Annotated in this window: 23 protein-coding genes; 6 read left to right on the top strand and 17 right to left on the bottom strand. The window is 62.6% G+C overall.

Annotation, left to right across the window (positions count from 1 at the left end; translation table 11 throughout):
* Positions 1-515 precede the first annotated feature (515 nt).
* A complete protein-coding gene (locus AC0CMF_RS08380) occupies positions 516-2,426 on the bottom strand; it encodes a PhoX family protein (RefSeq protein ID WP_374628522.1) in 1,911 nt (636 codons plus the stop codon).
* A gap of 236 nt (positions 2,427-2,662) precedes the next feature.
* Between AC0CMF_RS08380 and AC0CMF_RS08375 the strand changes: the two genes are divergently transcribed.
* The 4 genes from AC0CMF_RS08375 to AC0CMF_RS08360 all read left to right on the top strand — a co-directional run bounded on the left by AC0CMF_RS08375 (position 2,663) and on the right by AC0CMF_RS08360 (position 4,649).
* Positions 2,663-3,403: an SDR family NAD(P)-dependent oxidoreductase gene (locus AC0CMF_RS08375; protein WP_374628520.1), complete on the top strand. Its 741-nt coding sequence runs from the start codon at positions 2,663-2,665 to the stop codon at positions 3,401-3,403.
* Positions 3,397-3,831, top strand: coding sequence for a thiol-disulfide oxidoreductase DCC family protein (locus tag AC0CMF_RS08370; RefSeq protein ID WP_122519525.1), 435 nt, complete (start codon positions 3,397-3,399; stop codon positions 3,829-3,831). The genes AC0CMF_RS08375 and AC0CMF_RS08370 overlap by 7 nt, the downstream gene beginning before the upstream one ends.
* Positions 3,828-4,316, top strand: coding sequence for a DUF3429 domain-containing protein (locus AC0CMF_RS08365; RefSeq protein ID WP_374628519.1), 489 nt, complete (start codon positions 3,828-3,830; stop codon positions 4,314-4,316). Before AC0CMF_RS08370 ends, AC0CMF_RS08365 begins: the two co-directional genes overlap by 4 nt.
* A 120-nt stretch (positions 4,317-4,436) precedes the next feature.
* Positions 4,437-4,649 carry a hypothetical protein gene (locus AC0CMF_RS08360; protein WP_374628518.1) on the top strand — a complete coding sequence of 71 codons (213 nt, stop codon included), beginning with the start codon at positions 4,437-4,439 and terminating at the stop codon, positions 4,647-4,649.
* 122 nt (positions 4,650-4,771) lie between these two features.
* On the opposite strand, the gene AC0CMF_RS08355 is transcribed toward AC0CMF_RS08360, so the two are convergent.
* On the bottom strand, positions 4,772-5,308 hold the full coding sequence (locus AC0CMF_RS08355; protein WP_082205720.1) for a response regulator: 537 nt from the start codon (positions 5,306-5,308) through the stop codon (positions 4,772-4,774).
* A gap of 480 nt (positions 5,309-5,788) precedes the next feature.
* Here AC0CMF_RS08355 and AC0CMF_RS08350 point away from each other — a divergent pair, with 480 nt between their 5' ends.
* Positions 5,789-5,962, top strand: coding sequence for a hypothetical protein (locus AC0CMF_RS08350; RefSeq protein ID WP_157757064.1), 174 nt, complete (start codon positions 5,789-5,791; stop codon positions 5,960-5,962).
* 33 nt (positions 5,963-5,995) lie between these two features.
* Here the strand turns inward: AC0CMF_RS08350 and ccoS are convergent, their stop codons facing one another.
* The 9 genes from ccoS to AC0CMF_RS08305 form a co-directional block, all read right to left on the bottom strand.
* A complete protein-coding gene (gene ccoS, locus AC0CMF_RS08345; protein WP_050470930.1) occupies positions 5,996-6,163 on the bottom strand; it encodes a cbb3-type cytochrome oxidase assembly protein CcoS in 168 nt (55 codons plus the stop codon).
* Positions 6,160-8,445, bottom strand: coding sequence for a heavy metal translocating P-type ATPase (locus AC0CMF_RS08340; protein WP_374628517.1), 2,286 nt, complete (start codon positions 8,443-8,445; stop codon positions 6,160-6,162). Before AC0CMF_RS08340 ends, ccoS begins: the two co-directional genes overlap by 4 nt.
* Before the next feature lie 72 nt (positions 8,446-8,517).
* A complete protein-coding gene (locus AC0CMF_RS08335; protein ID WP_208977216.1) occupies positions 8,518-9,057 on the bottom strand; it encodes a FixH family protein in 540 nt (179 codons plus the stop codon).
* Between the two features lie 9 nt (positions 9,058-9,066).
* Entirely contained in the window at positions 9,067-10,524 is a 1,458-nt protein-coding gene (ccoG, locus tag AC0CMF_RS08330; RefSeq protein WP_206110548.1) for a cytochrome c oxidase accessory protein CcoG, read from the bottom strand.
* A 233-nt stretch (positions 10,525-10,757) separates the two neighbouring features.
* The gene (ccoP, locus tag AC0CMF_RS08325; protein WP_058897709.1) at positions 10,758-11,636 is read right to left on the bottom strand and encodes a cytochrome-c oxidase, cbb3-type subunit III; all 879 of its coding nucleotides are present in this window, start codon (positions 11,634-11,636) and stop codon (positions 10,758-10,760) included.
* A gap of 3 nt (positions 11,637-11,639) precedes the next feature.
* Positions 11,640-11,795 (bottom strand): cbb3-type cytochrome c oxidase subunit 3, encoded by a 156-nt coding sequence (locus AC0CMF_RS08320; RefSeq protein ID WP_019962961.1) that lies wholly within the window; start codon positions 11,793-11,795, stop codon positions 11,640-11,642.
* 10 nt (positions 11,796-11,805) lie between these two features.
* A complete protein-coding gene (gene ccoO / locus AC0CMF_RS08315; RefSeq protein ID WP_058897710.1) occupies positions 11,806-12,540 on the bottom strand; it encodes a cytochrome-c oxidase, cbb3-type subunit II in 735 nt (244 codons plus the stop codon).
* Between the two features lie 15 nt (positions 12,541-12,555).
* A complete protein-coding gene (gene ccoN / locus AC0CMF_RS08310; protein ID WP_050470924.1) occupies positions 12,556-14,211 on the bottom strand; it encodes a cytochrome-c oxidase, cbb3-type subunit I in 1,656 nt (551 codons plus the stop codon).
* A 229-nt stretch (positions 14,212-14,440) separates the two neighbouring features.
* Positions 14,441-15,523 (bottom strand): AbrB family transcriptional regulator, encoded by a 1,083-nt coding sequence (locus tag AC0CMF_RS08305; RefSeq protein WP_123193747.1) that lies wholly within the window; start codon positions 15,521-15,523, stop codon positions 14,441-14,443.
* A gap of 205 nt (positions 15,524-15,728) precedes the next feature.
* Between AC0CMF_RS08305 and hemN the strand changes: the two genes are divergently transcribed.
* The gene (hemN, locus tag AC0CMF_RS08300; protein ID WP_374628516.1) at positions 15,729-17,093 is read left to right on the top strand and encodes an oxygen-independent coproporphyrinogen III oxidase; all 1,365 of its coding nucleotides are present in this window, start codon (positions 15,729-15,731) and stop codon (positions 17,091-17,093) included.
* A 152-nt stretch (positions 17,094-17,245) separates the two neighbouring features.
* Here the strand turns inward: hemN and AC0CMF_RS08295 are convergent, their stop codons facing one another.
* From AC0CMF_RS08295 to mscL, 6 genes are all read right to left on the bottom strand, one after another.
* Entirely contained in the window at positions 17,246-17,962 is a 717-nt protein-coding gene (locus tag AC0CMF_RS08295; protein ID WP_374628515.1) for a helix-turn-helix domain-containing protein, read from the bottom strand.
* A gap of 352 nt (positions 17,963-18,314) precedes the next feature.
* Complete coding sequence (locus AC0CMF_RS08290; protein ID WP_208975598.1) at positions 18,315-18,653, bottom strand: response regulator; 339 nt, start codon at positions 18,651-18,653, stop codon at positions 18,315-18,317.
* A 159-nt stretch (positions 18,654-18,812) separates the two neighbouring features.
* Positions 18,813-19,409 (bottom strand): response regulator transcription factor, encoded by a 597-nt coding sequence (locus AC0CMF_RS08285; RefSeq protein WP_050470921.1) that lies wholly within the window; start codon positions 19,407-19,409, stop codon positions 18,813-18,815.
* 39 nt (positions 19,410-19,448) lie between these two features.
* On the bottom strand, positions 19,449-20,621 hold the full coding sequence (locus tag AC0CMF_RS08280) for a two-component system sensor histidine kinase NtrB (RefSeq protein WP_050470920.1): 1,173 nt from the start codon (positions 20,619-20,621) through the stop codon (positions 19,449-19,451).
* Positions 20,622-20,714: 93 nt separating this feature from the next.
* Positions 20,715-21,938, bottom strand: coding sequence for a pyridoxal phosphate-dependent aminotransferase (locus AC0CMF_RS08275; RefSeq protein ID WP_374628514.1), 1,224 nt, complete (start codon positions 21,936-21,938; stop codon positions 20,715-20,717).
* Positions 21,939-22,055: 117 nt separating this feature from the next.
* A complete protein-coding gene (mscL, locus tag AC0CMF_RS08270) occupies positions 22,056-22,481 on the bottom strand; it encodes a large conductance mechanosensitive channel protein MscL (protein ID WP_050470918.1) in 426 nt (141 codons plus the stop codon).
* Positions 22,482-22,516: the final 35 nt, after the last annotated feature.

The raw sequence follows: 22,516 nt of genomic DNA, 5'->3' as shown, positions 1-22,516 counted from the left end.
CATTCATATTTTTCAAGAGCTTTCCGCCCTTCCGTCATGCCATGACTTGATCATGGCATCCATGCCCCTGCCTCTCCCCACGCCAAAGCGGTGAGAGCACGCGAGCCTTCAGACAGGCTGAGCTTACAGCACGGTCACGGAGTGGATGCCATGGTCGAGCCATGGCAAGACGAAGACGGGGAGGCTTGACGCGGGGAGAGGGGCCGAAAGCCTCCAAAAAACCAAAGGGCGCACCGGTTGGGCGCGCCCTTCGTGTTTCAAAGACCACACTCCGTCATGCCATGACTTGATCATGGCATCCATACCCCTGCCTCTCCCCGCGCCAAAGCGGTGAGAGCACGCGAGCCTTCAGAGAGGCTGAGCTTGCAGTACGGTCACGGAGTGGATGCCATGGTCGAACCATGGCAAGACGAAGACGGGGAGGCTTGACGCGGGGAGAGGTGCCGAAAGCCTCCAAAAAGCCCAAGGGCGCGCCGGGTGGGCGCGCCCTTCGTTTTTCACAGGATCACGGCAGATCAGCCGATGATGCGGTTGTCTTCGTGCTTGATGGCAACGATGGCCGAGCGCGGCAGCTTGCCTTCGCCGTCCGGGAACGGAGCATCCGGGTGCTGGATGCCGACGAAGTGGGTGCGCTTGTCGGAAGACCAGGTCATGCCGGTCACTTCCGAACCCTTCGGGGCCGTGAGGAAGCGCTCGATGCGCCCCGTCACCGGGTCGCCTGCCAGCATCTGGTTGTTGCCCTGACCGGCATAGTCGCCTTCGTTGCTGTCTTCACCGTCCGTCTGGATCCAGAGCAGACCCGTGGTGTCGAACATCATGCCGTCCGGCGAGTTGAACATGTTGCCTTCGTTGATGTTCGAAGAGCCGGCATAGGCGTCCTTGTGGACAGCCGGGTTGCCGGCCATACAGAACAGGTCCCACTTGAAGGCAGCATCTGCATGGTCTTCGTTCGCCGGGAACCAGCGGACGATCTGGCCGTAGTTGTTCTTCTCGCGCGGGTTGACAGCGTTCACTTCCAGCGGGTCGCCGCCAGCGTTGGTGCGCAGCTTGCCGTCCTTCACTTCACCACGGCGGCTGTTGTTGGTCAGCGCGCAGTAGGCTTCGATGGCGACCGGGTTGGTGGCAACCCACTCCGGGCGGTCCATGGTGCTGGCACCGACCTTGGAAGCAGCCTGACGGGTGAAGACGCAGATCTCGTCCATCTTCATGCCGGTGGTGTCCGGCGTCAGAGCCAGCCACTCGCCGGTGCCGTCTTCCGCGAACTTGGCCACGTAGAGCGTGCCTTCGTCCAGCAGCTTAGAAGTGTCGCCGCCGGGAACGTAGATGCCGTTGGAGACATACTTGTAGAGGAACTCACCACGCTCATCGTCGCCCATGTAGACGACCACGCGGCCATCACGCGCGATCACGCAGGCAGCGTTCTCGTGCTTGATGCGGCCGAGAGCGGTGCGCTTGACCGGTGTGGAGGAGGCGTCCGACGGATCGATCTCGACCACATAACCCGCGCGGCGCGGCTCGTTCGGGTGCTTGGAAATGTCGAAACGCTCGTCGAACTTCTCGTAGGCGTAGCGGGTTTCAACCGTGATGCCATAACGCTTGTAGTCGTCCGGCAGCTTGAATTCGGCATCGGTCGAACCGAAGTAGCCGTTGAAGTTTTCTTCGCAGGTCAGATAGGTGCCCCAGGGGGTCTTGCCTGCACCGCAGTTGTTGAAGGTGCCGAGGCTTTCGGTGCCGGACGGATCGGCATCGGTCTTGACGAGGTCCGAGCCGGCAGCCGGGCCGGAGAGCTTCATCGGGGTGTTGTGATGGATGCGGCGGTTGAACGGGCTGTCCACCACGATATGCCAGCCGTTTTCGCCTTCCGACACTTCCATGACGGTGACGCCCTGCATGTGCTGCAGGATCTTCACGTCGTCGGCGCTCTGCGGCATACCGTCTGCCGTATGCGGCAGATTGATTTCCGGGTTCACGTATTCGTGGTTCACGGCGATGACCTGATGGCCGCCGATGACGAAGAGTTCCATGCCGTCGGTGTTTTCACCGAACACCTTGTCCGAGTGCTCAACGCTGACAGCCTTTTCCGGGTCCAGATCCGGCACGCCCGAGAACAGCGGCTCACCCCACTTGGCCAGCGGCTTCCAGGTGTAGCCTTCCGGAACATGAACGGTGTGGTCGGTCGCAATCGGCACCGGCTTGAACTGGAAGCGCGAGGACGTGTCCTGCGCCAGTGCCGCGGTGGAGGACATCAGGTTGCCAACGGTGCCCATGGCAGCGGCGGCGGAGCCGAAAGCCAGGACACCGCCAAGGAAGCCGCGGCGGGACAGGGCGCTTTCGACCACGCGGTCGAAATCCGTCACGGCCGGGGGCGGGTTCTGCAGTTCATCCCATTCGTCCCAGGACAGATCGCTCTTCTTGATGTCGGGCATGGCTAGCTCTCTCTCGAAACTGTTTACGAGGTCTATCGCCTCGCCCGACCGGTTAATGGCTCAGTGTCACAGGCAGATGACAAGGTAGCAGGCGCTCAGAAGCACACCTTATCCGGCTTGGCAAAAATGCGGATTATCTCCGTGGAGAAACAAGGCACTGGCATCATCGGGGGCATCTGAACCGGCAGCGCGTCTGCGACGTATTAATAGCGGTTGAATTGACTGGAGCACCCGAGTTGACCGGACCCGCTGCGCAAGACCTGAACTCGTTCCCGCCCGGTGGCCTCGCCGTTGTTGCAGGCAGCACGGGTGCGATAGGTGCCGGGATCGCGCGCCAGATCGAGGCAAGCGGCCGTTTCGCCAGGGTGATCGGGCTCTCCCGGTCCGGCACCGGTGGCCTCTCCTTTGACCTGACGGATGAGGCAAGCATTGCCGCCGCTGCGCTCGCCATTGGCGAGGCGTCAAAAACCGCGCCCCTGCGGCTTGTCTTCGATGCCACCGGCATGCTCCATGAGGGGAATATCCAGCCCGAAAAGAGCTGGCGGCAGATGGATCCGGCCGCCATGGCGCGGGTGTTTGCCATCAACACCATCGGCCCGGCCCTGCTCATGAAGCACTTCCTGCCGCTGCTGGCAGGTGAGGGAAAGGCAGTGTTTGCTAGACTCTCTGCCCGCGTCGGCAGCATCGGCGACAACAATCTGGGCGGCTGGTACAGCTACCGTGCTGCAAAGGCCGCACTCAACCAGCTTGTCCGCTCCGCCAGCATCGAGCTGGCCCGCAAGCGCCCTGAAAGCCTTTGCATCGCCCTGCATCCCGGCACGGTGGAGAGCCGTTTGTCAGAGCCCTTCGCCAGATCCGGCCTCACCGTGCGTCCGCCACGGGAGGCAGCCCGGCTGCTGCTGCAGACCATCGATCATCTCAGCGCTGCGCAGACCGGCAGTTTCCATGATGCGGAAGGCAAGGAGATCGTATGGTGAGCACCGCCGTCACGCCCCCGGCAGCACAGCCGGAAACGCCGCCCGTCACAGTCTATTATGACGGCGCCTGCCCGCTCTGCGCGCGCGAGATCGCCGTCTACAGACGGCAGGCCGGCGCGGAGGGTGTCTGCTGGGTGGATGTCTCCTCAGAGGCCTCGGAAACCCTGCCGGACGGGCTCACGCGCAGCGCAGCCCTTGCCCGGCTCCATGTTCGCGGCGCCGATGGAAAGCTGCGCTCGGGCGCGGCAGCCTTTCTCAGCCTGTGGCACAGCCTGCCACGCTTTGCCCGTGCTGCCCGCCTGCTCGACCGGCCGGTTCCGCGCGCCATCCTGGAGTCCGGCTACCGTCTGACGCTCATCATCCGCCCTGCCCTGCAAGCCCTGGCAAGGCGCGTGTTCCGCCCTCATCCGCAGGAGCAAGACAGATGACACGGCACCTCACCTTCAATCCCCTGACTGTGCCGCGCCCGGCGCTTGCCCTCGGAGTTGCCGGGCTGATCCCCTTTGTGGCCGCCAGCCTGATGACCTTTGCCGGACCGCCCGAGCTGCGCCCGCAAGCCGGCTTCGCACTTGCAGCTTATGGCGCGGTCATCCTGTCCTTTCTGGGGGGCATTCACTGGGGCGTGGCCATGGCCGCATCCACCGGACAGGACGGGCCTTTCGAAGACAGGGAGCTTCTCACGCGGCTCGCCATCGCCGTCGCCCCTTCTCTTGCAGGCTGGGCAGGCTTGCTGTTGCCGCAGACTTCAGGGCTTCTGCTGCTGGCCGCGTGCTTTGCCGCCATGTTCGCCCTTGATCTGACCGCATCGAGGGAGGGCAAGTTTCCGCTCTGGTATCCGGCGCTGCGCCTGCCGCTCAGCGCAGGAGCGGCGGCCTCGATGCTGCTGGGAGCAGCCGCGCCTTCCGTGATGTAAGCGCTGCAGCGCACCCCAAAGCCTTGCAAAGATCTCTTTTCAGACGATCCAGACTCAGTCATTCATTGTGCATTAACCATAAATGCCGAAGCTGTAATCGTGGATATCGGGGAGACCGGCATGGTTCGCTTGCGCAAACGCCTTGAGACTTTGGACGACTTCTTTGCAGCGGTGGAAGGCTATACACATCTGCCCACCGAACTGCTGGTCCGCTTCCTGCTCGACAACTACCTCGTTGATCTGGACCAGCTTTCCGAGTTTGCCAGCGCAATGAAACTGCAGCAGGTCAATCACGCTGCCGCCAGTTCCGCCGCCGCTTCGATCGCAGCCTGATACGGGCCCTTTGCGGTTGGGACGTGCTGCGGGACGGCAGCCAGAGCACTTTCGTTGAAAACGAAGCCGCCGAGAGTGCTCGATCTCTTTGTTTTTACGAAATTCCCGGCGCAGAACCGGCCTCAGCCGATGGCCTGAGTTTCCTGGGTTTCCTGCGCAGGCGCGCCGGCATTTCCCGGCTGCGGCAGCCCGCTCTGCCAGATCTTCTGACGGTTGCGGATTTCGCGCGGCGCAGGGCCGAAGTAGCTCGGGGTCTTCACAAAGTCGCGCGGCTGCATGATCACGCTGGAGACCCGCTGATAAAGCGCCTTGGCCGAGATCGGCTTGGACAACAGCTCATGCACGCCCAGACGCCGCGCTTCGATGATGCGGCTGCGCTCCGTATGCCCTGTGACCATGATGATCGGGATATAGGCAAAGGGATTGTTCTGGGTGCGGATCATGCGCACCATGTCGGCGCCGTCGAGGATCGGCATCACCCAGTCGAGAATCAGAATGTCGGGATTGGCGCGGTCCATGGCCTCAAGGCCAGACGCACCATCTTCGGCTTCGACAATACGCCGCGCGCCAAAACCCTGCAGCATGGTGCGCAGGATCGTGCGCATATAGGCGCTGTCTTCCACCAGAAGAAATGTCAGCGAGGCAAGATCAAGGCTCACCGGCCACCTCCGTTCGTCCAGATCAGACTACGGGCAAAGGATGAAAAGAGAGTTAGTCAACTCTGCCAGTGCCCGGCGCTCCGTTGTCAGGCCACAGCCGCACCAAAGGCCTCTGCACGGGAGCAGCTCAGCGCAACTGTTAACAGACGCACAGGGTTTGACTGCTCAAGCGGGCATTTCCGTGGCCTGATGTGGCCATTTTCAGCCTGTCCACCTATTTTTCCAATAAATTCAGCCCGTTGCACGAGAGAAGCAGCGGCAGAGGATTTTCTTTTACCCAAGGGCATTTAACCGGAGATGCCGCGAATTTGACATAAGATTCAAATTACCGGGTTTAAACCTTGGTAAAGTTGCGAAGCATTAACTCGATCCGGAGCTATGGCTTAACGCGCCTTTCAGGGAGCCGTGCTATAAATCCGTCACAGTCGGACAAGGCGGGTTTTAGCAATAGCCTTTCTTCCAGACACTCCGGAGCCAGCCATGCAGAGCGAACGCATAGAGAAGAAGAGGGAGGCACGCGGGGAGGAACCCGGCACGCAGGCCCCGTCCTTCAGCGCCGGCTCTGGCCCTGCTCACGAGAATATTCTTCTCTTCTCCGGCCTGGCCCTGCTGATCGTTTCAGCCAGCATGGTGATCACCGCTCTCGTCGGCTGAGACAGGCGTGCCTGACCGCTTTTGTGCAGCCGGTCAGGCTTTTTTCCCGTCATCATCTTCCAGATCATCATCATCCAGAATACGCCAGCTGGCGCCCTCCAGATCATCATACTGGCCGCTTTTCAGCGACCACAGGAAGCCCACAAGCCCCAAACCACCGAGGAACAGGGCGACCGGGATAAGAAACAGCAGGATGGTCATTCTGCCCCCCGAGGCTTGAGAGAAATGGCAGGCTCGCGGCCAGCGGCCGCGCCGGTTCGAGTCTGGCCGGGCACCGTGTCTTGTGCCATGCGCGCAGTGACGAGGCGCAGGCGCAGGGCGTTGGCCGTGACGATGAGAGACGAGCCCGACATGGCGGCAGCCGCAATCAGCGGCGTGACAAAGCCCGCAACCGCAATCGGAACCGCGATCAGATTGTAGATGACCGAGATCCAAAGGTTCTCGATCATGGCGGCCTTGGCCTTGCGGGAGATGGCAAGCGCTTCGGCGACGGGGCGCAGCGGATCGCCCAGGAACACGGCATCGGCAGCGGCCTGGCTGATGTGAACCGCGGTCACCGGCGACAGCGACACATGCGCTGCGGCCAGAGCCGGAGCGTCATTCAGCCCGTCACCGACCATCAGCACGGTGCGGCCTGCCTGCTTCAACTCCTCCAACCGGGCAATCTTGCCCGCAGGCGTCATCCCGGCCCGCCATTCACTGATGCCAAGGGCATTGGCGGCCTGCTCCACCGCGCCCGCCCGGTCACCGGACAGAATCTCCAGATGGTAGCCCATGGACCTGAGGCTGGCGGCAACGGCCGGAGCATCAGGCCGGAGCTTCTGCCGCAGGGCGATCAGCCGCACCTGCCCCTCGCCGACCCGATAGGCCAGCAGCGAGGCATCGGGATGGCGCTGCATCAGCGCCGCCACATCTGCCTCTGCCGCACCACAGAAGACGGGACTGCCAAGCCGGATTTCGCGTGCCCCCAGATCGCAGGAAACGCCTGCCCCGCTTGTTTCCGCCACACCGGCCAGCGGCTCGCTGGCGGCCGTTGCCTGGGCAAGGCCACGGGCCAGCGGATGACGGCTGGACAGGGCCAGACGCCCGGCGAGCAGCAGATCCCGGTCCGACAGATCCGGCTCCTCCACAAGTTCCGGTTCGGACAGGGTCAGCGTGCCGGTCTTGTCGAAGACGATGGTGTCGGCAGCCGCCAGCCGCTCGATGGCATCGCCCGAGCGGATGAGCACGCCTGCCTTGAACAATTGCCCGGAAGCGACGACCTGCACCGCCGGAATGGCAAGGCCAAGCGCGCAGGGGCAGGTGATGATGAGAACCGAAATGGCGATGACAAGCGCCGGCTGCCAGCCGATGCCATAAAGCGCCCATCCGGCAAAGGTCAGCGCTGCCGCCGCATGCACCACCGGCGAATACATCGAGGCGGCCCGGTCGGCGAGCACGACATAGGAGGACTTGGCCTGTCCGGCCGCTTCCAGCAGGCGGTTCACCTCGTCCAGCACCGTGGCACCGGAGGCAACCGCCACACGCACATGCAGCACGCCATCGGCATTGCTGGTGCCGGCATAGACCCGGTCCCCGGGCCTCACCGGCTCCAGCGCCGTTTCGCCGGTCACAAGGCTCTGATCGACCTCGGAAATGCCTTCCTCGATGATCCCGTCGACGGGGATGCGCTCGCCCGCCGTCACCAGCACGAGGTCGCCGGGCTGAATGCGGGAGAGCGGCACCTCCCGCACGCTGCCATCCGGATTGATCCGCGCCGCGACCTCGCCCTTCAAGGCCGCGATATTCTCCGCCAGCGACTGGGTGCGGCCGCGCATGTTGTGATCGAGATAGCGGCCTACCAGCAGGAAGAACAGCAGCATGGTGGCGGATTCGAAATAGGCGTGATGCTGGCTTTGCGCGGTCTGGACCAGCGACAGCCCGACCGCAAGGCACACGCCGATGGAAATCGGCACATCCATGTTGAGGCGGCGGCCGCGGATGGCATTGAAGGCACTTCTGAAGAAGGGGCGGCCCGCATAGGCAACCGCCGGAAGGGCGATCAGCGCCGAGATCCAGTGAAACAGGTCGCGGGTTTCGTCGGTGATATCCGTGACATTGCCCGACCAGACCGAGACGGAGAGCAGCATGATGTTCATCGCTGCAAAGCCTGAGACGGCAATGGCGCGCATCAGTTCCCGCCCCGTCTGGTCCTGACGGTTGCGCGCCGATGCCGGATCGAACGGGTGGGCCTTGTAGCCCATGCGTGCCAGCGTGGCGACAATCTTGTCGGCCCCTGTGGCTGCGGCATCCCAGTCCACCGCGAGCCGGTGGGAGGTGAGGTTGACACGCGCTCTGGCGACGCCCGGCAGGCGCATCAGCCCCCGCTCGATGTCGCCCATGCAGGCCGCGCAAGTGATGCCCTCGACGGCCAGGTCCATATGGGCCCTGCCCTCTTCTCCGGGTGTGACGAATGCGTCCCAGTCACGCATATGCACAGTCATGATCCGTCCTTCTCGCGGGAGAAAATGCCATGCCCGGTTCGCCCCCCGAACCGCGCATGGCGCATGTCAAACTCAGTCCTTGAGGAACAGCTTGTTCTCGGACCGGAACACCCGGCCCTCGGCCCCATGAGCCTCGATGATCAGGTGCCAGTTGCCCGCTGCCACCGGCTCCGGCGTCAAGGCCGTGTAATGCCCGCTTTCTCCTTCGATCAGGTCCACGGTCTGGTCCTGCCCCCTTGCCACGGGGTGCATCAGCCTGGCCTCGAACGTCACACCGGAGACCGGCGAGCCGTCGGCCTTCTCGGCGTTGATGGCGATCTGGGCGCGGCCTTCGATGCTGCGCTCGAGATGCACGCCGACATGCCAGCCGCGTGTGGCCTGTTCACGGGCCGCTGCCACCTCATTGTTGAAGGCCTGTCCGGCCTTGTAGGAACTGTCGACAACCGTTCCGGGGAAGCTGCCGAGGGCCACCCAGAGGAAGAAGCCATTGACCGCGAAGATGACCCCGAAAAAGCCTGTCAGCCAGATCAGAACCGTCCATCCGGTCATGGGGCGGCGTGCCGCCCCTCCCGTTCCATCACCCTTGCCCATCCTCGCAAGTGTCTGTGTCATCTGGTCCTCCTATGGGGCCTTGAAGTAATCACTGGTGTAGACAACCTCGCCCATCAGCGTATCCGTCAGGCGGAAGATGACGGGTGTCGAGGATGCAAGTTTTGCATCGGCCGGGGAATAGACCAGCACGCGGATCTCACGGCTCTGGTCCGGGCCGACAACGATGAAGGGACGGCCATCCACATAGTGGTCGATGCCGATTGCCTCGACCCTCGTGCCGCCGGGCATGCCTTCAACATTGAGCATGAAGGTGCGTTCATGGTTCTGCTTGTTCAGCAGGCGCACGGTGAAGCCGTTACGCACCGAGCCGTCATTCTGCTGGACGAAGATCGGGTTGCGGTCATGCAGCACGCTGATCCCGGCAAAGTCCCGGCTGAGCAGCGCATAGAGCATGATGGCACCGGTGATGGCGATGACTGCCGCATAGATGATGGTGCGCGGACGCACGATATCATAGGTCGGGTCCTTGCCTTCCAGCCGCCGCTGGATGTTCTCGTCCGTGTCATAGCCGATAAGGCCCGTGGGCTTGCCGACGCGGGTCATCACCGCATCGCAGGCGTCAATGCACAACCCGCACTGGATGCAGTCGAGCTGCAGGCCGTTACGGATGTCGACGCCCGTCGGGCAGACGTGGAAGCACTGGGCGCAATCAACGCAGTCACCAGCCGGCTGGCCAAGCGCCGCCAGTTCCTTGTTGCGCTTCAGCGGTCCGCGCGGCTCGCCCCGGTCCCAGCGGTAGGTGACGTTCAGCGCCTTTTCGTCCGTCAGCGCCGCCTGAATGCGCGGCCAAGGGCACATGTAGATGCAGACCTGCTCGCGCATGAAGCCGGCCAGCAGATAGGTGGTCGCGGTCAGGATGCCGATCCAGATATAGGCACTCAGCGGTGCCTGGAAGGTGGCGAGTTCATAGACCAGCGTCGGCGCATCGGAGAAATAGAGAACCCAGGCACCGCCGGTCCACCAGGCGATCATCAGCCAGGACACATGCTTGGCGGCCCGCTTGCCGAATTTCGACAGGCTCATCGGCGCCTTGTCGAGGGCGATGCGTTCGCGCCGGTCCCCTTCGATCTTGCGCTCGACCCAGAGGAACAGGTCGGTCCACACCGTCTGCGGGCAGAGATAGCCGCACCACAGACGCCCGGCGACCGCATTCATCAGAAACAGCGCCAGTGCCGCAATGATCAGCAGACCGGTGAGGTAATAGACCTCCTGCGGCCAGATTTCGATGAAGAAGAAATAGGCGCGCCGCCCTTCGAGGTCGACCAGAACGGCCTGACCGGGTGCATTCGGCCCCCGGTCCCAGCGGATGAAGGGAAGGAAATAGTAGATACCCAGCGTGATGAACAGAAGCGCCCACTTGATCTTGCGGAAAGTTCCCTTGACCGCCATCGGATAGATTTTCCTGGCGGACGCAAACCACTCTTCTGGCTCTCCGCCGGCTCCGCCGGCATTTGGCTCGACACGCATCTTTCCGTCCTTTCGTCCCGGTTTCCGGCCCCAACGGCACCCGGGCGATTCCGGGTGCAGCGCGAGGGCGCAGACCCGGGTTCATGCTGACCTTCAAGGCACACTAGACGGCGCGGATACTTCGGGCCTTGAGCCTGATCAAATGCGGCAATATGTCAAAGGCCGGACGCTTGCGCGCCCGGCCTCCGGTTTTCTGCAGTTCTGCTCCTGGCCGCGCGGGCCGGGCGGCGAGGTTACTCGCCACCACCGAAGGAGTGGACGTAGACGGCCAGCGACTTGATGGTCGCGGGGTCCAGACGGCCTTCCCAGGCGGGCATCACACCATGACGCGGGGCATTGACCTGCGCCTTGATGGCCTGAACCGACTTGCCGAACACGTAGTTCGCCGAAAGCAGGTTCGGTGCGCCCATCTCGCGAATGCCGGCGAGATCCTCGCCATGGCAGGATGCGCAGTTGTCCTGATAGACGACCTCGCCCGCAGCCAGATCCACACCCGCTTCCGGCTCCAGCCCGGCGCGCGCAGCAACGAAGCTGGAAACCTGATCGACTTCCGTCTTGTCGAGCAGTCCATCGCGGCCGAAGGCCGGCATCTCGGCGAACCGGGCCTCGTCATGGCCCGACCGGATGCCGTACTGCAGCGTCGTGTGGATGTCGTCCAGGGTGCCGCCCCAGATCCAGACGTCGTCCTGCAGGTTCGGATAGCCCACGGCGCCTGTACCGCCGGAGCCGTGGCACGGGGCACAGTTGTCACCGAAAGCTGCACGGCCATTTGCCATGGCGAAGTCCAGCAGTTCCGGCTTGGCGGCGATCTCTTCCAGGCTTGCGTCATTCAGCCCCGCACCCAGCTGGGCACGGGCGGCCTGACCAGCCTCGACAGCCGCCAGCGCGTCTGCACGCTGGCTGTTGCCAAGGACGCCCGCGGTGTAACCGCTGAGCAGCGGCCAGGACGGATAGACCACCCAGTAGCCGATCGCCCAGACGATCGTGGCGTAGAAGACATAGAGCCACCACTTCGGCAGGGGATTGTTGAGCTCCTTGAGCCCGTCCCACTCGTGGCCTGTCGTTTCGACGCCGGAGACAGCATCGATCTCCTTCTTGTGATTGTCGCTCATCTGTCAGTCCTCCCGGAACGGGATCTTGGAGGCCTCGTCAAAGCGTTCTGCATTGCGGGGCCAGAGGGCATAGGCGAGCACACCTGCAAACATCAGCACGAAGTAGATCGTGCCACCCGTCTGGGCGAAGCTGGCCAGGGTCATGTAGGTCTCGTTCATGTGAGCCTCCTCAGCGCAGGTTCGCCTTGTCGTCGTAGATCGTGAAATCCACGAGCGTGCCAAGCATCTGCAGATAGGCGATGAGCGCATCCATTTCCGTCAGGTCCTTCGGATTGCCGTCGAAGTCGCGGACAACAGCCTTGGGATAACGGGCCAGGAATTCATCGACACCGTCCGCATCCGGATTGGCCTGGATGGCCAGATCAGCGGCTGCGTTCTCGATCATTTCGTCCGTGTAAGGCACGCCGACGATTGCATTCACCTTCAGGTGGTCGGCAATGCCACGGGTGTCGAGCTTGGCCGTCATGAGGAACGGATAGCCCGGCATGATCGATTCCGGCACGACAGAGCGCGGGTTGATCAGGTGATCCCTGTGCCAGTCGTCGGAGTACTTGCCGCCGACGCGGGCCAGATCCGGACCGGTGCGCTTGGAGCCCCACTGGAACGGATGATCGTACATGGACTCCGCCGCCAGCGAGTACTTGCCGTAACGCTCCAGCTCATCACGCATCGGGCGGACCATCTGCGAGTGGCAGAGGTAGCACCCTTCACGGATGTAGATGTTGCGGCCGGCCAGCTCGAGCGGGGAGTAGGGACGCATCCCTTCCACCTTTTCGATCGTGCTCTTCAGATAGAAGAGCGGGACAATCTCGACGAGACCGCCGATGGAGACCATCAAGAGGATGCCTACAAGAAGAAGAATAGAGTTCTTCTCGAAGATTTGGTGTTTTGCCCAGGCAGACATTGATTGCTCTCCCCCTTATTCGGCCGGAGCCAGATTGCCAGCCGTACCGGCTTCAGCCGCTTCGGCCTCGCCGTGACGGACGGTCATCCAGAGGTTGAAGGCCATGATCACGGCGCCGATCACGAAGAGCGCACCACCGAGAGCACGGATGACGTAGTAGGGGAACATGGCGTCGACGGTTTCGATGAACGAGTATTCAAGGAAGCCCATCTTGTCGTAAGCGCGCCACATCAGGCCCTGCATGATGCCCGACACCCACATGGCGCAGATGTACAGGACGATGCCCATGGTGGAGAGCCAGAAGTGCCAGTCCACCAGTTTCAGCGAGTAGAGGCCCTTCTTCTTCCACAGCCAGGGAACCAGGCAGTAGAGCGCACCGAAGGAGATGTAGCCCACCCAGCCCAGAGCACCGGAATGCACGTGGCCAATGGTCCAGTCGGTGTAGTGCGACAGCGAGTTCACGGCACGGATGCTCATGAGCGGGCCTTCGAAGGTCGACATGCCGTAGAAGGCAACCGACACGACCATCATGCGCAGCACCGGATCGGTCCGCAGCTTGTCCCAGGCACCCGACAGGGTCATCAGGCCGTTGATCATGCCGCCCCAGGAGGGCATCCACAGGATCACGGAGAAGGTGGCGCCCAGCGTCGAAGCCCACTGCGGCAGAGCCGTGTAGTGCAGGTGGTGGGGGCCAGCCCAGATGTAGATGAAGATCAGCGCCCAGAAGTGCACGATCGACAGACGGTAGGAATAGACCGGCCGTTCGGCACGCTTGGGCACGAAGTAGTACATGATGGCGAGGAAGCCGGCGGTCAGGAAGAAGCCCACCGCATTATGGCCGTACCACCACTGCACCATCGCATCCTGCACGCCAGACCAGACGATGTAGGACTTGGTCCCGAACACCGACACCGGAATGGTGGCGTTGTTGACGAGATGCAGCATCGCGATGGTGACGATGAAGGCCAGGTAGAACCAATTCGCCACATAGATATGCGGCTCCTTGCGCTTCCACAAAGTGCCGAGGAACAGGAACAGGTAAGCCACCCAGACGATGGTCAGCCACAGGTCAGCGTACCATTCCGGCTCGGCATATTCCTTGCCCTGCGTCGCGCCCAGCAGGTAGCCCGTGCCGGCAATGACGATGAAGGCGTTATAGCCGAGAATGACGAACCAGGGCAGGATCTTGCCGGGCATACGGGCCCGGGATGTGCGCTGCACCACATACATGGACGTTGCCAGCAGCACGTTGCCGCCGAAGGCAAAGATCACCGCGGAGGTGTGCAACGGACGCAGGCGCCCGAAATTGGTCCAGGGCAGATCGAAATTCAGCGCCGGAAAGGCCAGCTGAAGCGCGATGATGAGACCGACGGTGAAACCGGCGATGCCCCAGAACATGGCAGCCACGGTGCCGAACTTGACCGGCCCCATGTTGTAGTTCGGCTTGCCGCCGATTTCCTGCGGGATCTCGATCCCGCCGTCATCGAAGTAGTTCTTGAAGATGATGAAGGCACCGGCAGCAGCGAACAGAGCGCCGATTGCCGTATGGAATGCCATCACCTGGTCGTAAGTCTTCCCTGCCACGATCAGGCAGGCGAAGGCGAGCAGCACAAGGAATAGGGCGAAGGCCCCTTCCTCGAGCGATATGAGTTTGGCCTTTGATTGTGCCATTCTTCCGCCCCAGTCTTGAATGCCGCTGGCGAGGGAAGGGCCAGCAGTCCGACGCTGACCTTGCACATGGGATGGGGCCAGACGCGTTGATTCAGATCAACGGGGCGGAAAGGCTTCGGTTTGATGGCAAAAAGGTATCAGGCGGGAAGGCCGTGAGAGTGCCGCAAGGCATTTATCCCGGGCGCAGGCAGCCATCCGGCTGGACGCTGCAAAGAGGGGAAAGCCTTGGTTACGCCCCGCCGCGCGGGCTGCGGCCAAGCACGGCAAGGGTCACGGGCGGGAGAATCAGGATCAGCGCAATATAGCGGGCCAGTTGATGGGCAGCGACAAAGGCCGGATCCATGTCGAGCAGATAGGCCAGTAGCATCATCACCTCCAGCCCGCCCGGCGCATAGGCCAGCAGCACCTGACCGGCCGGAATGCCCAGCGTCAGCGCAACGGCCAGCGCCCCCACCACCGACACCGTGAGTCCCGCAGCGAAGGCTCCGACGGAGGCCGCCAGAAGGCGCAGCAGCATGGCCGGGGAAATTTCGCAGAAACGGATGCCGATGGAAGCGCCCAGAATGACAAAGCAGGGAATCAGCGCCCAGTCCGGCACATGCGTATCCAGAAAGCCCGTGCCGCTCGCCAGCGCGCTGGCAAAGAACGCCCCCGTCAGCCAGCCACCCGGAATGCGCAGCCGCACCGCCGCAAAACTGGCCGCGACGCAGATGACAAGGCCCAATGCCGTGTCCTGAAGCGGCACGGGAGCGACCTCGGCGCTGCCGCCCATCCCTGCCCCGCCCGCTTGCCCGATGAAGAGCGGCAGAGCTGCCACCAGGAAGAACAGCCGGATGATATGGGCCGTCGAGAAACGCGTCACATCGGTCCTGCGGTCGGAGGCAACCGCCATCACGAAGGTCAGGGCGCCGGGGATGGCGGCAAAATACGCCTCTTCTTTCGTCCAGCCGCAAAGCTGGCGGAGGAAGACATAGGTCGCAAGCATCACCAGTGCCACGACGACGGCAAGGCCAGCCAGCGAAACCGGCCAGTCGCCGATGCGATGCACCACGTCCGGCGTCACGCCGCTGCCCATGGTCATGCCCAGCAGCGTGTAGAGCGGCGGTTGAATGCCGGTTGGAAACTTCGCCCGCAGCCCGGCAAAGGTAGCGGCGGCAACAACGATCATCGCGCCCGAGAGCCAGGCCGCAGGCAGGCCGAGCCAGTTGAACCCGGCCGCGCCAGCCCCGCCGATGGCAATCGTCAGGCAGAATTGCGCCAAGGCTGTCCGGCGGGAAACGGTTGGTTCGGCGTCGATCTGGCTGGATGTCATCTGGCTGGTCGCGGATCAGGAAATCAGGGGGCTGGCAGGCATGCCATGTCACTATAGCGGCCTGCGGCAGGCCAACCAGTGCATTTGCAGCCGGGCTGAACCCTTGCACCTGCGCGCATGACGCATGGCTTGAAGCTGCAACACACCTTCAGGAACGTTGAGGAAGATCAAGGTTCCCCTCCCGGACATCTGCCAGATTGCCCTCATGAGCGACCATCTTGCCCGATATGCGGCCCGTAACGTGCCGCGCTACACAAGCTACCCGACCGCACCGCACTTCAGTGCGGAGGTGACACCCGGCCTTTACGGCAGCTGGCTGGCTGGCCTGCCTGAAGAGACGGACCTGTCCCTCTACCTGCATGTGCCCTATTGCCGGGAGCTGTGCCACTATTGCGGCTGCCACACCAAGGCGACCCGCAAGGACGCGCCTCTGGTGCAATATGCCAAATCGCTGGAAGCCGAGATCGAGCTGGTCGCCGGGCATCTGGGCGCGCAGCGGCGTGTGCGCCACATCCACTGGGGCGGCGGCACGCCGAGCCTTTTGCCGGAAGCAAGCCTGCTGGAACTCTCCGGCCTGATCCGGGTGCTGTTCGATCTGACGCCGGATCTCGAACACGCCATCGAACTGGACCCGCGCTATGTCACCCGCCGCCTTGCGCTGACGCTGGCCGTGATGGGGATCAACCGCGCCAGCCTCGGCGTGCAGGACCTGAACCCGGATGTGCAGAAGGCCATCGGCCGGGTGCAGTCCTACGAGGTGCTGCAGGCAGCCGTCGATCACCTGCGGGATGCCGGACTGGACGCCCTGAATTTCGACCTGATGTATGGCCTGCCGCTGCAGACGCGCGACACGATTCTCGACACCGTGGCCCGCTCCGTCGCGCTGCAGCCTTCGCGCATCGCCCTCTTCGGCTATGCCCATGTGCCCTGGATGAAGAAGCACCAGCGGCTCATTGACGAGACCACCCTGCCCGCGCCGGCCGAGCGCCTTGCCATGGCCGATGCGGCGCGTGAAGCGCTGATGGAGGCGGGCTATGTGGCCATCGGCCTCGATCATTTCGCCCGGCCGGACGACAGCATGGCGATTGCACTGGCTGAAGGCCGTCTGAAGCGCAATTTCCAGGGCTACACCACCGATCAGGGTGAAGCGCTGATCGGCCTCGGCGTCTCCTCCATCGGCCGCCTGCCTGCCGGTTTTGTGCAGAATGTCAGCGACACGGGCACGTGGCAGCGCATGGTGGAAAACGGCCAGCTGCCGGTCAACAAGGGCTTTGCCCTGTCCGATGATGACCGGGCGCGGGCCGATATCATCGAACAGCTGATGACGTCCTATACCGTGGACGTGGTCCGGATTGCCGAACGGCATGGCCTGCCCCTCAGCCACTTCAGCGAAAGCCTCGCAAAGCTGGAGGAACTCGCAGCCGACGGCCTGCTGACCTGCAGGGACGCCTGGGTGAAGATCACGCCGGAAGGCCGGCCTTATGTGCGGATCGCGGCGGCTGCCTTCGATGCCTATTTCGGCAAGGCCGCCCCCAGCGCCGTCGTGCCGCGCCACTCGATGGCGGTGTAAGGATTGGAAAGGACGCCCAGCCAGATGGCAGGCTGGGCCAGGGCAGGAAGCGAGGGCGGCGCCCTGTTTTTGCCCGCAGAAACGCCAACAGCCAGTCCTTGCGGACTGGCTACAGGGCTTACAATGATCGATGGGGTCTTGTGCTTGTCTGATCAGTGCTTGCCGGTGAGCTGGCAGACCGCGCAAACCCGGTTGAGGCGGATCTCGTCGTTGCGCTCCAGCGTGATGAGGCCGCGGCGCTTCATATCCGAGATCACACGGCTGACTGTCTCGATGGTCAGACCAAGGTAATCAGCAATTTCCTGGCGGGTCATGTGCAGCTTGACCTGACGGCTGTCCGGCAGGCCGTCTTCCACCGGCCCCATGCAGTTGTTGCCGCCGCGGTCCGGAACCAGATGCATCAGGAAGCTGGCGACACGCTCGGTTGCCGACTTGCGGCCAAGCAGAACCGCGTGTTCATGCAGATGCTGCATCTGCGAGATCAGGCATTTGGTCAGCTGGCGCTGAATGTCGGGAGAGACTTCGATCTGGTGCAGGTCCAGCGTGTGGACGCAGGCATCGGTCAGGGTTTCAGCGGTGCAATCCTGCTCTTCACCGGCGGGCATACCGAAGATATCCCCGGCGCGCAGCACCTCGACCACCTGACGGCGGCCATCGGGCAGCAGCTTGAACAGCATCACCGTGCCGCGGCCAACCTCGAAAATGCGGTCGGCAGGGTCACCCTGGTAATAGATCACATCATGCGGCTTGTAGCTCACGCTCTTGGCGCCAAAGCTGGCGAAGTGAGAGGCGACCTCAGGGGCAGGAACGCGGGATGCGATGGTACCGGCCATGGGTGATCTTGTGAGACTGCGTTCCAGATAAGCCATGTTTCCCTCCTGTGGCTTTCAACCCGCAAGGAAACACGGCACGGGTTTCCCCATGCACCACGTTTCCGGCAACCTGCCCCGTCCGGCGGGCTGCCTGTATTGCTGCTGATGGTGACAAACTATCTTGGAGATTTGCAGGGCGAAATCCGGTCGAGTGCGTAAGGCCTTATACTCAGGACAGGATGACGCATCCGTAGAATTCAGTAGTGTAAGGGAGTTGTACTCCGCCTCTCAGAGGGGAAACACCACAAAGCAAATAAATCCGGCAGCAGATCGCAACCGGGGAACTGATACAATTCCACTTCACAAGACAAAAGAAACGCAGGATTTTGTCGCGGCTGCAATTCCGCCTTCAAAGATAAGGCGCCAGCTCTTCTTCGGACAGAGGCTTGCGCAGGAAGGCAAAGGGATTGATGCCGCTCAGCATCTCCCGCAGGCGGTTCCCCGGCTGTCCGGAGATGACAATGACCTTGGGAGGGTCGCGGAATTCACCCAGCCAGCGCACCACCTGCGCGCCACTGACGCCGGGCAGGCCCAGGTCGACAATCACCAGGTCGCCGGAAACCGGCGGCTCGCCTTCAAAGAAGGACTCTGCGTCGGGGTATACGACCGCTTCGTGACCCATTCCCTCCACGAGAATGGACAGCGCGTCCGATACCCCGAAATCATCTTCGACAATGTGAACTGTCACGCAAATGGTCCACGATAGAGCGTGTGCATTGGGCACTGCTCTCTTTATACGGCCCTTTTGCCCAATATGATCTACGCACTATTACGAGGGATCTGAATCAAATTTTTGCAATCGATGTCATCAGCCCGCTTACGGAGTGCGGGCTGATGCAGTTTCACTTCAATGAGCAAGGACGATGCGGACGAGATCGGCCGCGTTCTTGGCGCCGAGTTTTTCCATGATGCGGGCGCGGTGCACCTCGACCGTGCGGGGGCTGATGCCCAGCTCCCGGCCGGCTTCCTTGTTGGAGGCTCCGGCGGTAATCCGCCCCAGGACCTCACGCTCGCGCCGGGTCAACAGCTCAGCGCCGGGGAAGCTGCCGGTCTCACCATTTGCAGGTGCCCCCTTGTTCCGCTGCGCCTCGATGCCCTCGCGCACACGGGCAACCACCGTGTCGGCGTCAAAAGGCTTCTCGATGAAATCAAAGGCACCGTTGCGGATGGCCTCCACAGCCATCGGGATATCGCCCTGGCCGGAGATGATGAAGATCGGCGCTTCATAGCTGTCCGCGCTCAGGGCCTTCAGCACGTCAATGCCGGAACGGCCCGGCATGTGCACGTCGAGAATGACGCAAGCCGGAACACGCTCCTTGGCAACCGTGACGAAGCTGTCCCCGTCCTCGAAGGTTTCGACCGAAAAGCCCTCCATCTCGAACACGACAGACAATGCATCGCGCACGGCGGGATCATCATCAACGATGTAGATGGCTTCGGTCATCCCTAAAGTCCTCTTTCTTGCGTATAGCCCAAGGGCATATCACGACTTGCCGTCAGCGTGACGATCTGGATCAATATTGCAATTAATAGGAAGGCGGAGAACGAACGTTGCCCCTTCTCCCTCGGCAGCTTTTTCAAGGCTCAGATCACCGGCGTGATTCTGGGCGATGGTCCGGGAAATGGCGAGGCCAAGCCCCAGCCCCTTGCGTTTGTGGCCTGAGAAGGCGCGGAACAGTTCCGGAACCACCTCGGAGGGGACCCCGGGCCCGCTGTCCTGGACGCGAAACTCGATGTAATCGCCGCTCCGTTCGACTTCGAGCCGCACGGTCTTTTCCGGCGAACCCTGCACCGCCTCGCGGGCGTTGCGCAGAAGGTTGACCAGAACCTGGCGGATCTGCACCGGATCGATCGGCAGTTCCGGCAGCTGCGGCTGGATTTTCATCTCGAAACGCACGCCGCTGTCACCCGATCCCAGTTCCACCAGTTCCACACAGGACCGGCTGAAACTCAGCAGATCCGTCGGCACCCGTTCCGGATCGCGCTTCTCCACCAGCTGGCGCATGCGCTGGATGATCTCCCCCGCACGCTCGGCCTCGCGCATGGCCTTCTCGATCACGCCGAGGGACTGTGCATCGACGGTATCGGCATTGCGCGCCTTGCGGACAACGGCCTGAAGATACAACAAGATCGCAGTCAGCGGCTGGTTCAGTTCATGGGCAATCGCCGCGCCCATCTCGTCGATGGCGCTGATTCGGGTCATGTGAACCAGTTGCGCCTGCGCCCTCGCTAGGCTCTGCTCCACCGACTTGCGGTGCCGCAGATCCCGCAGGATGCCGATGAACTGGCGGCCATCGGGTGTCTTCGCCTCGCCGACCGACAGCTCCACCGGAAACTCGGTGCCATCCTTGTGGCGCGCGGCGACTTCACGGCCGATGCCGATGATCCGCCGCTCGCCGGTTTCCAGATAGCGCTCCACATAGTGGTCATGCTCGCGGGCATAGGAGCCCGGCATGATCAGGGTAACATTCTGACCCAGAGCTTCGGCGGCCGTGTATCCGAAAAGGCGCTCGCAGGCCTTGTTGAAGCCCAGGATGCGCATACGGTCGTTGATGACAATGATGCCGTCGACGGCCGTCTCCAGAACACTGGCCAGACGTGCGTCAGATACGGTCCAAGCCGCGCCCTGACCACAATGTCCCTGTCCCTCGTCCATGCCCTGCCGCCAAAATGTCCCGAGCGCGGCAAAGCACAACGCTGGGTAACAAGTCCTTACGTGGAAATCCGTAACGCATTCTACGAAGCTGCGTCAACGCTTTAGCCAAGCGGCAAGGCGCCTCATCCCCTCTTCCACATGATCGGCCCGGCGGGCAAAGCACAGCCGCAGGAAGCCCTGCCCGGTGACACCGAAGGCCGAAGCAGGCGCCAGCCCCACCCGCGCCTGAAGGGCCAGATCCATGGCCAGCTGGCGCGCATCCGTGTGCCCCTCGATGCCGAAGAACATGTAGAAAGAGCCATCCGGCACGGTGAAGCGCACGCCATCCATGGCCGCCAGCGCATCACAGACGATCTTGCGGCCCGCCAGCGCCCGCGCTTTCTGCTCCTCAAGGAAGGCATCCCCTTGCGGAGACAGCGCCGCAATCGCCCCGCGCTGCATGAAGGCAGCAACGCCGGACGTGGAATATTGCACCATGTTTTCAATGACCTGACCCAGCGCTTTGGGCGCGGACATCCAGCCGATGCGCCAGCCGGTCATGGCCCAGTTCTTGGAGAAGGTATTCACCTGGATCACCCGGTCGTCCTCTTCCACAATTTCGTGGAAGGAGGGCGCATGATTGCCGGCCCCATAGTAGAAACGGCCATAAACTTCGTCGGCAATAATCCAGATACCGTGGCGGCGGGAAATATCGAGAATCTGTTTCAGGTCCTCGCGGCTCGCCACCCAGCCGGTCGGGTTTGCCGGCGTGTTGATGAAGATGGCGCGGGTGCGCGGCGTGATTGCCGCTTCGAGACGCGCCACATCCAGCGACCAGCCGCCTTGCGTGAAATCGAGGGGCACGGAGACCGGCACCCCGCCCATCAACCCGGCAGAGGCGGCAATGTTCGGCCAAGCAGGCACCGGAACCAGCACCTCGTCCCCCTGCCCGGCGATCATCTGCACCGCGATCTGGATGGCCTGCATCCCGGACCCGGTGACGAAGAAGCGCTCCGGATCAAACGGGCGGCCGAAGACGCGGCCATGATAATCCGCCAGCGCCTTGCGCAGTTCCGGCAAGCCGCGCTGATAGGTGTAGAAGGTCTCGCCCGCCTTCATCGCCGCTTCCGCCGCCTCGCAGATGAAGGCTGGCGTCGGCAGATCGCCCTCGCCCACCCAGAGCGGGATCACATCCGGCAGCTCGCGCGCCGCATTGACGACTTCGACGATGCCGCTTTCCGGCGCATTGCGGGCAGGCGCCCGGAGAGCATCAAGGATGCGATCATTGGGGGTGTGCAAGGTCACGTCAGGCTCCGCCGGAAGGATGTGTCTGGTCATCGACCTTACAAATCCTCTCCGGCAAAAGCACATGAATCTGCGTGAAGCTGACTTCACCCAAAGCGATGATTGCAGCCGGGTGTCAGCCCCGGCGGTGCCGCTCCATCGTGAAGGACTTCACTTCTTCAGAAGGTCGCGGATCTCTTCCAGCAGCAGTTCCTGGCGCGGCGGCTTGGCCGGTTCTGCGGGCTTGGCCTTTTCTTCGCGCCGCAGCCGGTTGACGCCTTTCACCACGATGAAGAGGGCGAAGGCCACGATGGTGAATTTCACCATCGCATTGACGAAAAGACCAAGGTTCCAGGTCACGGCACCGGCAGCCTTGGCAGCGTCAACCGTCGGATAAGGGCCTTCCGGCATGCCCTGCTTGAGCACCAGGAACAGCTCGGAAAAATCCACGTTGCCGAGGATGAGGCCGATCGGTGGCATGATGATATCGTCCACCATGGAGGAGACGATGGCACTGAAGGCTGCGCCGATGACAATGCCGACGGCCATGTCGAGCATGTTGCCTTTGATGGCAAATTCTTTGAATTCCTTGAGCATTTCCGCCCCCGTGATCTGGTGCTCCTGGTCCGGGC

The organism is Pannonibacter sp. CBAS1226 (assembly GCF_055685825.1).
The sequence above is the reverse complement of the archived record's forward strand: the minus strand, read 5'-3'. Positions and strand labels throughout refer to the sequence as shown.